Raw genomic sequence first — 12,181 nt, forward strand, 5'->3', positions numbered from 1 at the left:
GCCGGGTCGGCGTCCCTGTAATAGTGAACGCCCTGGACCAGCGACGACGCGCAGTTGCCGACACCGACAATGGCCACGCGAACCGAACCCATCGCACTCGCTCCCTTACTCATCACTTGACGTGGTATCTCTCTCAGGCCCTTGTGAGGCCTTTCTCTCCGTTGCGATCAACTCGTTCAGCCACCGGACCTCGCGCTCGACGGATTCGAGCCCGTGACGTTGCAGCTCGAGCGTGTAGCTGTCGAGCCGCTCCCTGGTGCGGGCCAGGGCGGTGCGGACGCTGTCGAGGCGCTCTTCGAGGCGGCTACGGCGGCCTTCGAGGATGCGCAGGCGGACTTCGGCCTCGGTGTGCCTGAAGAACGCGAAGTGGACGCCGAAGCTCTCGTCCTCCCAGGCTGAGGGACCGGCCTGGGTGAGCATGTCCTGGAGGCGCTCCTTGCCCTCCGCCGTGAGCTTGTAGACGATCTTCGATCTGCCGCCCACGATCGTGGTGGGAGCCGGCTGCTCCTCCGCGATGAGCCCTTGCTCCAGCAGCGACCGCAGGCAGGGGTAGAGCGAACCGTAGGAGAACGCACGGAACATGCCCAGCAGGGCGTTGAGCCGTTTGCGCAGCTCATAGCCGTGTAGCGGCGTCTCGTGCAGCGACCCGAGCACGGCCAGTTCCAGCACTCTGCCCTGTCCGCTGGCCAATGGAACCGCCCCCTCTCGCGTCGATGTATCGAGCCGATACATCTTGAGGATACGTCGCGCCGCTATATGCCGCAATCGACGACTTCCCCAAGTCGTTGGGATGAATCCGTAAAAAGCCGTAGTCTGGCGCTCATGTGGTCACAGAGAAGGGTGGTGGACGACGGCCTGACGAGGCAGGCGGTGGTCCGATCCACCCGTTCACGTGGTGACTCTCTGGCGACATGGCGCAGGATTACGAAGAGTTCCGGGTGAACATGGTCGAGGTCTGCCAAGGTTGTTCCTGGAATCGCTTGACGGCCTCGTTCGTCCTCGGTAACGGGCCGCGATCAGTTGCCAGCCTTCAGTAGGCGCGACACAGCAGTCACCGAGGACGGCGAGGAGTCACACCCCAGAACCGCCGTGCTATTCCGACGACGATGTGAGGACGTGTGAGTTACAGCAGCAATGAGGGGGCGGCCCGCCCGGGAAGGCGCCGCCGCTCCAACTCATCCCGCTCCATGCCCCAGGCGCCGCAGACAGGCGAGTCCGGCTGGGGTGAGGCGCCGCCGCCCTCCCGTCGTCCCGAGGCCGCCTACGAGCAGACCGGCGCGATGGCCGCCCACGCGTACAACGAGCCGACCCCGTACAACGAGGCGACCTCGCGCAACGAGCCTCCCCGACGCAACGAGCCGACGCCGTACAACGAGCCCGGGCCGCGCGGAAATCCGCGCCCGCCGGGCCCGGTGCCGTCCCACGGCCCGGCGCCCTCCCCTGGGCCCTCGCCGGAGCACGAGCCCCGCAGGCGCGCCCCCCAGGGCTCCCGTCGGCGCGGCAGCGGTGAGCAGGAGACCCGCTCGCGCAGCAACCAGGAGACCATGGTCAGCGACGGCCCCCGGCGCGCGCGCAGGAGCGGAGGCGGCCCCGGCGGGCCGGCCGAGCCGCCACGCCCGCCCGAGGACGGCGACAGGCCCAGGTGGCGGCGGTTCATCCCCAGTTGGAAGATCGTCGTGGCCAGCTTCGTCGTGCTCTCCGCCGGCATCTTCGGCATGATCGCGGTCGCCTACGCCAACACGCCCGTGCCGACGCAGAGCCAGGTGCAGGACGGCGTCAAGGACCAAGAGAGCATCATCTACGACGCGCACGGCAAGGAGCTGGCCAGGCTCGGCACCAAGCGCGTCCCCCTCGAACTCCAGCAGGTGCCGCGCGCGGTCCAGGACGCCGTCATCGCCGCCGAGAACGACACCTTCCGCGAGGACGCCGGCATCTCCTTCAGCGGCATGGTGCGCTCGCTCTGGAGCACCGTCTCCGGCGAGCAGGTGCAGGGCGCCTCCACGATCACCCAGCAGATGGCGCGGGCCTACTACGACGGCCTCTCCCAGGAGCGCACCATCCAGCGCAAGGTCAAGGAGATCTTCGTCGCGGTCAAGCTGAACAAGCAACTGCCCAAGGAGCAGATCCTCGAGCAGTACCTCAACACCATCTACTTCGGCCGGGGCGCCTACGGCATCGGCGCGGCGGCCGACGCCTTCTTCAACAAGAAGGTAGAGAAGCTCACCCCGGAGCAGGGCGCCTACCTCGCGGGCCGGATCCAGAACCCCGACGCCTTCGACCTGGCCGAGAAAGCGGGCAAGCTCGAGGCGACCGAGTTCCGCTACGACTACGTGATCCGCCAGATGGCCAAGCTCAACCCGCAGGCCTACGGCGGCCTGGCCGCGAAGACCCCCACGGCGCCCAAGCGGATCAAGTACAAGCCCAAGGACTACTTCCAGGGGCTCAGGGGCTACATGGTCGAGGCGGTGCTCAACGAGCTCGAAGCGCGCAGCATCAGCAGGGAAGACGTCGACAAGGGCGGCTACCGGATCTACTCGACGCTGGACATGAAGCTCATGCGGGCCGCCAAGGCCGCGGTGAACCAGCACACGGGCAGCCTCACCCCCGAGATCAACGCCATGCTGGCGGCCGTCAACCCGACCAACGGCCGGATCCTGGCCTTCTACGGGGGTGACGACTACGCCAAGGACGCGTGGAACGACGCCTTCCTGTCGCAGAAGCAGGCGGCCTCGGCGTTCAAGCCGTACGTCCTGGCCGCGTGGCTGGACGTCGGCTACAGCCTGCGCAGCTGGGTGCCCACCAAGGGCCCGGTCAAGCTGCCCGGCACCACGCCCATCGACAACGACCACTCCATGAAGTCCTCGGCCGTGGACGTCGTCGCCGCCACGGCCAGCTCCGTCAACACCGCCTATGCGAAGATGGGGGAGAAGGTCGGGCTGGACAAGGTGATCGACATCGCCTCCAAGGCCGGGCTCAGCGAGACCAGGCTCAAGGACGCCGAGTCCCGTCACCACTACCTGATCACCATCGGCAGTAGCCAGGTGACGGCCGTGGAGCAGGCGGGCGGCTACTCGATCTTCGCCAACGGCGGCAAGCACTTCGACAACCACGTCATCATCAAGGTCGAGGACAAGTCCGGAAATATCGTCTTCACCGAGGACAAGACGGCCACGCAGGTCATCTCGCCCGAGGCCGCCGCCGACGCCACCGCAGCGCTCCAGGCCGTGGTCAAGTCCGGCACCGGCCGCAGCGCCGCGCTGTACGATCGGCCGACGGGCGGCAAGACCGGCACCAACAACGAGAACAAGGAAGCCTGGTACGTCGGTTTCACCCCGCAGATCTCCACCGCGGTCGGCATGTTCCGCCAGGAGTGCAGGACCAAGGGCGGCAAGATCGTCAAGCCGGTGAACGACACCTGCCCGTGGGCCAGGGGCAAGAGCAAGAAGTACACCATGCAGAACCCGTACAGCACCGCGTTCGAGGTCACGCTGGGCGCCGGATTCCAGGGCGCCACCTACCCGGCGGCCATCTGGAAGACCTTCATGACCGAGGCCACCAAGGGCCAGAAGGTCGTGCCGTTCCCGCCGCGCGCCGACACCGGCATCTCCGAGGACCTGGTCCCCAAGCCGGAGCCCACCTCGACGCCGACCCCGACGCCGGACCCGGACAACCTCGACCAGGGACCCGACGAGTCGTGCGGCTTCGTCGAGCCGTGTGACGAGGACAGCAACGTCTCCGTCGACCCCAACGTGGACGACTTCCCCGAGAACGGCGAGGAGGACACCGGCTTCCTGGGTGACCAGGACGGTGCCGGCCAGGCGACCATGCCCGAATCGTCGATGCCGAGCAGGCGCGAGCAGCAGTGACCACGACGACGCGGGCGCGCCTGCCCTTCATCGCGCGCGCCGTGCCGTATCTCCCCCTGGGGCTGTTCGCGGCCCTGGGGGCGACGCTCGCCTACCTGGTGCGGCTGCCCTGCCGCAGCGGCGGCTGGAACGACCAGGTCACCACCTACACCAACTTCTGCTACTCCGACATCTACCCGCTCTACTTCGACAGGCAGCTCGCCACCCAGAACCCGTACTTCGCCGACGTCCCGTTCGACAAGCACGTCGAGTATCCGGTGGTGCTCGGCGAGGTCATGCAGGCGATCGGCTGGCTCGTCCGCAACCTGGAGCCGTCGGTGCCGGCGCAGGGGGTCCTGTTCTACGACCTCACCGTCATCCTGATGGGCGTCAGCCTTGTGGCCGGCGTGCTGCTGATGGCCGCGGTGGCAGGCCCGACCAGGCGCTGGGACGCCGCGTGGTACGCGCTCGCGCCCGCCGTGATCCTTGCCGCCTACATCAACTGGGACCTGGTCGCGGGCGCGCTGAGCATGGGCATGCTGCTGGCCTGGGCCAGGCAGCGGCAGGTGCTGGCCGGGGTGTTGCTGGGGCTGGCGATCGCCACCAAGTTCTACCCGCTGATGTTCGTCGGCGCGCTGTTCCTGCTGACGCTGCGCACCGCGCGCTGGCGGCCGTTCCTCGTCACGATGGGCTCGGCCGCGGCGGCGTGGCTCGTGGTCAACCTGCCGTTCATGATCTTCGCCTGGGACGGCTGGCGGCGGTTCTACGTCTTCTCCCAGGAGCGCGGCGTCGACTGGGGCTCGCCCTGGCTGTTCTTCCAGACCAAGGGCTGGCCGGTGCTCGGCACCTCGGACGTCAGCCTGCTGGGCATGGTCTCGCTGGCGCTGCTCTGCCTCGGCATCGCGGTCCTCACCCTGGCGGCGCCACGCCGGCCGCGCCTGGCGCAGATCTGCTTCCTCGCGCTGGCCGCCTTCATGATGACGAACAAGGTGTGGTCGCCGCAGTTCGTGCTGTGGCTGGTGCCCCTCGCCGTGCTGGCCAGGCCCAACTGGAAGCCGCTGGCGCTGTGGCAGATGGCCGAGGTGTGGTACTTCTTCGCCATCTGGCTCTACCTGCTGGGCCAGCCGCCGGTCAGCCGGGCGGACCTCGGCATCGGCGACGACACCTACTTCACCGCCGTCTGGGGGCGCATCATCACGATCGCCATCATGATGGCCTTCGTGGTGCGCGACATCCTGCGACCGGACAAGGACGTGGTACGGCAGGCCGGTGTGGACGACCAGGTCGGCGGGGTCTTCGACGAGGCTCCTGACCGGTTCACGCTGAGGGCCGCCACCTAGCCGCATGCTCACCCGTTCCCCGGCCAGGGACGCTCTGGTGGTCTGGCTCGGCTCGCGTGCCGGGCTGCTGCTGATGACGTTGCTCGGCGTGTCCTTCGGCCAATACCTGCACAGGTGGAGGCAGTGGGACGCCGGGCTGTTCGTCACGATCGCGGAGTACGGCTACGACGGCGAGCCCGGCCGGCAGCCGGACGCGGGGCTGCCCGCCTTCTTCCCGGGCATGCCGCTGGTGCTGCGGGCGGTCCACCTCGTGGTGCCGGACTGGTCGGCCGCCGGGCTGATCGTCTCGCTGGTCGCCGGGGCGGTGGCCATGGTCGCGCTGGCCAGGCTGGCGGAGCTGGAGGGCGCGCGCGGCTGGGCCGCGGTGCTGGCGCTGGTGCTCTTCCCGGTGGCCGTGTTCCTCACCGCGGGCTACAGCGAGTCGCTCTTCCTGGCGTTCGCGATCCCCGCCTGGCTGGCCGCCCGCCGGGAACGCTGGGCGGCGGCCGCCGTGCTGGCGGCGGGCGCGTCGTGCGTGCGGATCACGGGGCTGTTCCTGGCGGCGGCCCTGATCGTGGAGTTCTGGAGGAGCGGTCAGCCGGTACGCCGGGCGCCCTGGCTGGTGGTGCCGTTCCTGCCGCTGGCGGCGTACTCCTTCTATCACTTCACCCGTACCGGGGACTGGCTGGCGTGGAAGAGCGCTCAGGAGGCCGGTTGGGGGCGGGAGCTGGTGTGGCCGTGGGACGCCTGGACGATTACCTGGCAGGCGGCCATGGGCGAGGGCGAGGCGGCGGCGCCCTTCCGCATGGAGATCGCCGGGGCGGTGGTCGCGGTGGCGGCCCTGGTCTGGCTGCTGGTCCTGCGCAGGTGGAGCGAGGCGGTCTACGTGGGGCTGCAGGCGGCGGCGCTGATGACGTCGGCCTACTATCTGTCGCTGCCACGCTCGCTGCTGCTGTGGTTTCCGCTCTGGGTGGCGATCGCCGGGCTCGCGACCAGGCGGCCGTGGGTGATCGTCGTCTACGCGCTGGTGTCGGGGCCGCTGATGGTGCTCAACACCGTCCGGTTCCTGTCGGGCGCCTGGGCGGGGTAAGGCCTCTACCCACTTTCGGTCATCGGTAATCCAGGGAAGTTATCCACAGGCTGTGTGTATTGGCTAGAGGTTCTTCCGCAGGAAGGCGATGTCGTCCGCCTGGCCCTCCGCCGGGGTCTCCACCACGATCGGCGCCCCCGCCGCCCGGCACACCTCCAGGATCAGCTCCGGGTCGATCCTGCCCTTGCCCAGATTGGCGTGGCGGTCGGCGCCCGTGCCGAAGTCGTCGCGCGAGTCGTTGCAGTGGACCAGGTCGATCCGGCCGGTGATGGCCTTGACCCGGTCGACGATGCCGGACAGGTCCTCGCCGCTGGCGTGCGCGTGACAGGTGTCGAGGCAGAAGCCCACGTCGAAGCCGTCGAGGGCGTCCCAGAGCCGGGCGAGCCGCTCCAGGCTGCGGGCCATCGCGTTGTCGCCGCCCGCGGTGTTCTCGATCAGCACCGGGATGGGGCACTCCAGGCGCTCGAAGACCTTGCGCCAGTTGTCGAAGCCCGCCTGCGGGTCGTCGCCGGCGTTGAGGTGGCCGCCGTGCACGATCAGACCCTTGGCGCCGATGCCCGCCGCCGCCTCCAGATGCTGGGCGAGCAGCTTGCGGCTGGGGATTCTGATGCGGTTGTTGGTCGAGGCCACGTTCACCAGGTAGGGGGCGTGGATGAAGATGTCGACGCCCTCGACCGGCACGGTGGGCAACTCCGGCTTCTTGTAGCCCTGCGGGTTGCCGAGGAAGAACTGCACCACCTCGGCGCCGATCGCCGCGGCGTGGGCGGCGGGGTCGTCCTGACCGACGTGAGCTCCGATGCGCACCATGCCAGGAGCCTATCCGTTTGCCGGCCCCGTGCTCGGGAAGTCGCCTTGCACCCCCTACGCGAGGAGAACGATATGAGCCGCTGGCGGCTGCGCTCCTTAATCATCCTGATCTACGTGGTCATCGGCCTGTACGTGGCCTGGGTGTACGACTACATCACGCCGGCGATCCTCAAGGACATCGCCGAGGCGCTGCTCGCGGTCTTCCTCTGGTTCCTGGTCCTGCTCGGCGTGGACCTGCGCATCGGCGGTTGACCGATATCCCGGACGGCCCCGGGCGACGACCGGGGCCGCCGGTGTCACGGCAGGAAGCCGCCTCTGGCGATGCCCAGGGCGGCACCCACGAACGACGCCACGAGACCGATGATGTTGAGCGAGCGCTGCGGCGTGGTGGCCGAGACGTACTGGGAGTAGAGCCCGATGCCGAAGCCGAGCGCGCCGAACCAGGACGAGACGACGTGACCCCCGGGGAAGAAGGTCCCCGCGAAGGCGGCGAGTCCGCAGACCAGCGTGCTGATCGCGAGGATGTTCTCGACCGGGTGGGATCTGCCGTCGGTGTTGAGTGTGAGCCTGAACCGCTCGTTCTGTGAGGGTTGGAGCAGGTGCGGCACAGCGAAAGCACCCCCTAGGTTTCCTAGGTGCCTTCCCACCTTTGCGCGACTGGTAACCTGGACACGCTGCGTTGTGATGGATGATCCGTCACCCCGAGGGGCCGAAATAGGCGCCCCGGGATCCGCGCAGCGTCCTCCTGTCACGGCAGAGTGTCGTGACCGCAAAAGTCCAGAGGAGGTTGGAGTCCCGCATGCGTCGTTACGAAGTAATGGTCATTTTGGACCCTTCGCTCGATGAGCGCACCGTGGCGCCGTCCCTCGACCAGTTCCTCACCGTGGTCCGCAATGACGGCGGCACTGTGGAGAAGGTCGACGTCTGGGGCCGTCGCCGTCTTGCCTACGACATCGACAAGAAGTCCGAAGGCATCTACGCCGTCATCGACCTGTCCGCGCAGCCCGCGACGGTCAAGGAGCTCGACCGCCAGATGAACCTCAACGAGGGCATTCTGCGCACCAAGGTCCTGCGTCCCGACGTGCACTAAGCAGTTCGTTGCCCGGCTTTTTGTCGGGCGGCGGCCGTACTCTGAGCCGTAACCGAAGACGAAGGCGTGCAGGAAGGCGAGCGCTAGCCATGGCAGCAGGCGACACCGTAATCACCATCGTCGGCAACCTTGTCGACGACCCGGAGCTGCGCTTCACCCCCACGGGGCAAGCGGTGGCTCGATTCCGCATCGCGTCCACTCCGCGGTTCATGGATCGTCAGACCAACGAGTGGAAGGACGGCGAGAGCCTCTTCCTGACCTGCAACGTGTGGCGGCAGGCGGCGGAGAACGCCGCCGAGAGCCTCCAGCGCGGCATGCGGGTCATCGTTCAGGGGCGGCTCAAGCAACGGTCTTACGAGACCAAGGAAGGCGAGAAGCGCACCGTCTACGAGGTCGAGGTCGACGAGGTCGGCCCGTCTCTGCGTAACGCCACGGCCAAGGTCAACCGCACCTCCCGTCAGGGCGGCGGCGGCGGCGGTGGTGGCGGCGGCTTCGGCGGCGGTCCGGCCGACGACCCGTGGGCCTCTGCCACGCCTGCCTCGCCCCAGGGGGGCGGCGGCTTCGGCGGCGGTGGCGGCGGTTTCCAGGGGGGCGGCGGCGGCCAGCAGCAGGGCGGGTCCTCGTCCGGCGGCTTCGGCGGCGGCGGCGACTTCAGCGACGAACCGCCTTTCTAACCGGAAGATCCCTTTCCGATCCACCTGTCCACCTCGGCCCATTCCCGCTTGACGGCGGGGCTCTGAAAGGAGCACCACGATGGCAAAGCCGGCACTGCGCAAGCCGAAGAAGAAGGTTTGCCTGTTCTGCCACGACAAGATCTCCTACGTCGACTACAAGGACACCGCGCTGCTGCGGAAGTTCATCTCCGACCGCGGCAAGATCCGTGCGCGTCGGGTGACGGGCAACTGCACCCAGCACCAGCGCGACGTGGCGACCGCGATCAAGAATGCCCGTGAGGTGGCTCTGCTGCCCTACACGAGCACCGCGCGCTAAGGAGGCCTGTCGATATGAAGCTCATCCTCACCAACGAGGTCTCCGGCCTCGGCACCCCTGGCGACGTCGTCGAGGTCAAGGACGGTTTCGGCCGTAACTACCTCATCCCGCGCGGCTACGCCATGCGCTGGACGCGTGGCGCCGAGAAGCAGATCGAGTCCATCAAGAAGGCTCGTGACGCCCGCGAGATCCGCGACATGGGCACGGCCAAGGAGGTCGCCGGCCAGATCGGCGCGCTCCGCGTCCGGCTGACCACCCGCGCGGGCGACTCCGGCCGCCTGTTCGGCTCGATCACCACGGGCGACATCGCCGAGGCCGTCAAGGCCGCCGGCGGTCCGACCCTCGACCGCCGCCGCATCGAGATCGTCAACCCGATCAAGAGCGTCGGCTCCCACAAGGTGACCGTCAAGCTGCACCCCGAGGTCTCGGCGTCCGTTGACGTCGAGGTCGTCGCCGGCTGACGATTTCCGGCTTGGCCGCGGCCCGCCTCCCTTTCACGGGGAGGCGGGCCGCCGCACTTCACCCGCAGGTCGGAGCGTACAATTCCTACGTTCTTCCCCTGTATTTCCCCCTGGAGGCTCAGCCATGGCCCGTCCCTCGATGCTGCTCGCGCTAGGCGCGCTCGCGGCGGCGGCCGTCGCGTGTGCGCCCGCCGACAACACGGCGAGCACCTCGGCCGCCCCGGCGGCGTCCACCGCCTGCACCAAGGAGCAGCTCAAGCTGATCACCCCGGGGAAGCTGACGATCGGCACGGACAAGCCGGCCTTCGAGCCGTGGTTCAAGGACGACGACCCGGCCAACGGCCAGGGCTTCGAGAGCGCGGTGGCGCACGCGGTGGCGGGGGAGCTCGGCTTCGACCGCACCGAGGTGCAGTGGAACACGGTCAAGTTCGACACGGCCTTCGCGCCCGGCCCCAAGCAGTTCGACTTCGACATCAACCAGGTCTCCATCACCCCTGACCGGGCCAAGGCCGTCGACTTCAGCCACGGCTACTACACCGTCAAGCAGGCCGTCGTGGCCCTCGACGGTGGCAAGGCCGCGTCCGCCACGTCGCTGGCCGAGCTCAAGGACGCCAAGATCGGCGTGCAGGTCGGCACCACCGCGTTCAACGCCGTGCGTGAGGTGATCAAGCCCGACAAGGACCCGAACGTCTACAACGAGCAGATCGACAGCATCAGCGCGCTGAAGAACAAGCAGATCGACGCGCTGGTCCTGGACCTGCCGACGGCGTTCTACGTCACGGCCGCGCAGGTCGAGGACGCCAAGATCATCGGGCAGTTCAGCGCGACGGGCGGCACGCCCGAGGAGTTCGGCCTGGTCATGGAGCGGGGCAGCGCCCTCAAGTCGTGCGTCGACAAGGCCGTCGACGCCCTCAAGACCAAGGGTGAGCTGGCCAAGATCGAGCAGCAGTGGCTGAGCGAGGCGGCGGGCGCGCCGGAGCTGAAGTGAGCCCCGGCCCCACCCGGGTCAAGAGCGAGCGGCAGCACGAGCGGGAGCGGATCCGCAGGTCCCAGGGGCGCCGCATGGCCTCGATCGCCACCGCCTCGACGTTCGTCTTCGTCGTCCTGGTCGTGTGGATCGTCACCAACGCGCCCGGCTGGCCCCGGGTGCGGGAGAAGTTCTTCGACGGGGAGATGTTCGTCAGGGCGCTGCCGGACGTGCTGGACGGCTTCCTGCTCAACATCAAGATGTTCCTGATCGCCGAGCCGCTGATCCTGGTGGTCGGTCTGCTGGTCGCGCTGGCCCGCAACATCCGCACGCCCGCCTTCTTCCCGGTCCGGGCGCTGGCCACGCTCTACACCGACGTCTTCCGCGGCGTGCCGACGATCCTGGTCATCTACCTGGTCGGCTTCGGGCTGCCCGCGCTCAACCTGCAGGGCGCCCCCACCGACCTGGCGACCCTGGGCATCATCGCGCTGACCCTGTCGTACGGCGCGTACGTGGCGGAGGTGTTCCGGTCCGGCATCGAGTCCATCCACCCGAGCCAGGTGGCCGCCGCCCGCTCGCTCGGCCTGAGCCACGTCAAGACGATGCGGTTCGTGGTGCTGCCGCAGGCCACCCGCCGGGTGGTGCCGCCGCTGCTGAACGACTTCATCTCGCTGCAGAAGGACACCGCGCTGGTGGCCACCATCGGGCCGCTGGAGGCGCTCCGGCAGGCGCAGATCCACACGATGGACACCTTCAACTACACCCCCTACCTGGTCACGTCGTTGCTGTTCATCCTGCTGACGATCCCGATGGCCCGGTTCACCGACCATCTGGCCGAGCGCACACGGAGGAGGCGGGGGGCATGAGCTTGCTGACCATCGACGGGGTGTGGAAGGACTTCGGCGACCACAGCGTGCTGCGCGGCATCGACCTGGAGGTCCGCCCGCACGAGGTGGTGAGCCTGATCGGCGCGTCCGGGTCGGGCAAGTCGACGCTGCTGCGCTGCGTGAACCTGCTGGAGACGGTCGACGACGGCGCCATCCACCTCGACGGCCAGGAGATCACCGACCCGCGGGTGAACGCGGACGACGTGCGCAAGCGGCTCGGCATGGTCTTCCAGGCGTTCAACCTGTTCCCGCACATGAACGTGCTGGACAACATCACCCTGGCCCCCCGGCAGGTGCACAAGGTCGCCAAGGAGCAGGCCGAGGAGCAAGCCGTCGAGCTGCTGGGCAGGTTCGGGCTGGCGGACAAGGCCCGTGCCTATCCCGACCAGCTCTCCGGCGGCCAGCAGCAGCGGGTGGCCATCATCCGGGCCCTGGCCACCGGGCCCAGGCTGATGCTGCTGGACGAGGTCACCTCCGCGCTCGACCCCGAGCTGGTCGTCGAGGTGATCGCGCTGATCAGGGAGCTCAAGGAGTCGGGCATGACGATGATCGTGACGACCCACGAGATGTCCATCTGCCGCGACATCTCCGACACCGTGTGCTTCCTCGACGACGGGGTCCTGCTGGAGAAGGGTCCGCCGGAGAAGATCTTCACCGAGCCGGAGCACGACCGCACCCGCAGCTTCCTGCGCAGCGTGCTCGGCTCGGGCCGCCTCTGAGGCTTC

At 68.4% G+C, this 12,181-nt stretch carries 15 protein-coding genes; 12 read left to right on the forward strand and 3 right to left on the reverse strand.

The genetic code is table 11. The features are described 5' to 3' along the window. Positions 1-105: 105 nt before the first annotated feature. Positions 106-690: a PadR family transcriptional regulator gene (locus ACTMTF_RS32720; RefSeq protein WP_189137536.1), complete on the reverse strand. Its 585-nt coding sequence runs from the start codon at positions 688-690 to the stop codon at positions 106-108. Positions 691-944: 254 nt separating this feature from the next. Here ACTMTF_RS32720 and ACTMTF_RS32725 point away from each other — a divergent pair, with 254 nt between their 5' ends. The 4 genes from ACTMTF_RS32725 (at position 945) to ACTMTF_RS32740 (ending at position 6,254) form a co-directional block, all read left to right on the forward strand. Continuing rightward, positions 945-1,037 carry a hypothetical protein gene (locus tag ACTMTF_RS32725; protein ID WP_441114294.1) on the forward strand — a complete coding sequence of 31 codons (93 nt, stop codon included), beginning with the start codon at positions 945-947 and terminating at the stop codon, positions 1,035-1,037. Positions 1,038-1,187: 150 nt separating this feature from the next. Continuing rightward, entirely contained in the window at positions 1,188-3,866 is a 2,679-nt protein-coding gene (locus ACTMTF_RS32730; protein ID WP_441114155.1) for a transglycosylase domain-containing protein, read from the forward strand. Continuing rightward, positions 3,863-5,185, forward strand: a complete 1,323-nt coding sequence (locus ACTMTF_RS32735) for a glycosyltransferase family 87 protein (RefSeq protein ID WP_441114156.1) — start codon at positions 3,863-3,865, stop codon at positions 5,183-5,185. The genes ACTMTF_RS32730 and ACTMTF_RS32735 overlap by 4 nt, the downstream gene beginning before the upstream one ends. Positions 5,186-5,189: 4 nt before the next feature. Further along, positions 5,190-6,254 carry a mannosyltransferase family protein gene (locus ACTMTF_RS32740; RefSeq protein WP_441114157.1) on the forward strand — a complete coding sequence of 355 codons (1,065 nt, stop codon included), beginning with the start codon at positions 5,190-5,192 and terminating at the stop codon, positions 6,252-6,254. A gap of 63 nt (positions 6,255-6,317) precedes the next feature. Here ACTMTF_RS32740 and ACTMTF_RS32745 read toward each other — a convergent pair whose 3' ends face one another. After that, entirely contained in the window at positions 6,318-7,061 is a 744-nt protein-coding gene (locus ACTMTF_RS32745) for a deoxyribonuclease IV (protein WP_441114158.1), read from the reverse strand. A 72-nt stretch (positions 7,062-7,133) separates the two neighbouring features. On the opposite strand from ACTMTF_RS32745, the gene ACTMTF_RS32750 reads away from it, so the two are divergent. Further along, entirely contained in the window at positions 7,134-7,313 is a 180-nt protein-coding gene (locus ACTMTF_RS32750; RefSeq protein WP_397015610.1) for a hypothetical protein, read from the forward strand. 44 nt (positions 7,314-7,357) lie between these two features. Here ACTMTF_RS32750 and ACTMTF_RS32755 read toward each other — a convergent pair whose 3' ends face one another. Then, positions 7,358-7,669: a hypothetical protein gene (locus tag ACTMTF_RS32755; RefSeq protein ID WP_441114159.1), complete on the reverse strand. Its 312-nt coding sequence runs from the start codon at positions 7,667-7,669 to the stop codon at positions 7,358-7,360. Between the two features lie 191 nt (positions 7,670-7,860). Here ACTMTF_RS32755 and rpsF point away from each other — a divergent pair, with 191 nt between their 5' ends. The 7 genes from rpsF to ACTMTF_RS32790 all read left to right on the forward strand — a co-directional run bounded on the left by rpsF (position 7,861) and on the right by ACTMTF_RS32790 (position 12,175). Continuing rightward, a complete protein-coding gene (gene rpsF / locus ACTMTF_RS32760) occupies positions 7,861-8,151 on the forward strand; it encodes a 30S ribosomal protein S6 (protein WP_106242878.1) in 291 nt (96 codons plus the stop codon). Between the two features lie 89 nt (positions 8,152-8,240). Next, positions 8,241-8,825, forward strand: a complete 585-nt coding sequence (locus ACTMTF_RS32765; protein WP_441114160.1) for a single-stranded DNA-binding protein — start codon at positions 8,241-8,243, stop codon at positions 8,823-8,825. A 79-nt stretch (positions 8,826-8,904) separates the two neighbouring features. Beyond that, the gene (gene rpsR / locus ACTMTF_RS32770; protein WP_020543048.1) at positions 8,905-9,141 is read left to right on the forward strand and encodes a 30S ribosomal protein S18; all 237 of its coding nucleotides are present in this window, start codon (positions 8,905-8,907) and stop codon (positions 9,139-9,141) included. Between the two features lie 14 nt (positions 9,142-9,155). Continuing rightward, a complete protein-coding gene (rplI, locus tag ACTMTF_RS32775) occupies positions 9,156-9,602 on the forward strand; it encodes a 50S ribosomal protein L9 (RefSeq protein WP_397015614.1) in 447 nt (148 codons plus the stop codon). Between the two features lie 124 nt (positions 9,603-9,726). Next, positions 9,727-10,590 carry an ABC transporter substrate-binding protein gene (locus ACTMTF_RS32780; protein ID WP_441114161.1) on the forward strand — a complete coding sequence of 288 codons (864 nt, stop codon included), beginning with the start codon at positions 9,727-9,729 and terminating at the stop codon, positions 10,588-10,590. Beyond that, the gene (locus tag ACTMTF_RS32785; protein ID WP_441114162.1) at positions 10,587-11,435 is read left to right on the forward strand and encodes an amino acid ABC transporter permease; all 849 of its coding nucleotides are present in this window, start codon (positions 10,587-10,589) and stop codon (positions 11,433-11,435) included. Before ACTMTF_RS32780 ends, ACTMTF_RS32785 begins: the two co-directional genes overlap by 4 nt. Further along, positions 11,432-12,175, forward strand: a complete 744-nt coding sequence (locus tag ACTMTF_RS32790) for an amino acid ABC transporter ATP-binding protein (protein WP_441114163.1) — start codon at positions 11,432-11,434, stop codon at positions 12,173-12,175. Before ACTMTF_RS32785 ends, ACTMTF_RS32790 begins: the two co-directional genes overlap by 4 nt. Positions 12,176-12,181: the final 6 nt, after the last annotated feature.

This window comes from Nonomuraea sp. ZG12, assembly GCF_052068115.1.
Lineage (GTDB): Bacteria > Actinomycetota > Actinomycetes > Streptosporangiales > Streptosporangiaceae > Nonomuraea.

Coding starts and splice junctions, on each gene's coding strand:
- ACTMTF_RS32740 (WP_441114157.1), top strand. CDS start 5,190: ATGCTCACCCGTTCCCCGGCCAGGGACGCTCTGGTGGTCTGGCTCGGC.
- ACTMTF_RS32725 (WP_441114294.1), top strand. CDS start 945: ATGGTCGAGGTCTGCCAAGGTTGTTCCTGGAATCGCTTGACGGCCTCG.
- ACTMTF_RS32745 (WP_441114158.1), bottom strand. CDS start 7,061: ATGGTGCGCATCGGAGCTCACGTCGGTCAGGACGACCCCGCCGCCCAC.
- rplI (WP_397015614.1), top strand. CDS start 9,156: ATGAAGCTCATCCTCACCAACGAGGTCTCCGGCCTCGGCACCCCTGGC.
- rpsR (WP_020543048.1), top strand. CDS start 8,905: ATGGCAAAGCCGGCACTGCGCAAGCCGAAGAAGAAGGTTTGCCTGTTC.
- ACTMTF_RS32750 (WP_397015610.1), top strand. CDS start 7,134: ATGAGCCGCTGGCGGCTGCGCTCCTTAATCATCCTGATCTACGTGGTC.
- rpsF (WP_106242878.1), top strand. CDS start 7,861: ATGCGTCGTTACGAAGTAATGGTCATTTTGGACCCTTCGCTCGATGAG.
- ACTMTF_RS32780 (WP_441114161.1), top strand. CDS start 9,727: ATGGCCCGTCCCTCGATGCTGCTCGCGCTAGGCGCGCTCGCGGCGGCG.
- ACTMTF_RS32765 (WP_441114160.1), top strand. CDS start 8,241: ATGGCAGCAGGCGACACCGTAATCACCATCGTCGGCAACCTTGTCGAC.
- ACTMTF_RS32730 (WP_441114155.1), top strand. CDS start 1,188: ATGCCCCAGGCGCCGCAGACAGGCGAGTCCGGCTGGGGTGAGGCGCCG.
- ACTMTF_RS32790 (WP_441114163.1), top strand. CDS start 11,432: ATGAGCTTGCTGACCATCGACGGGGTGTGGAAGGACTTCGGCGACCAC.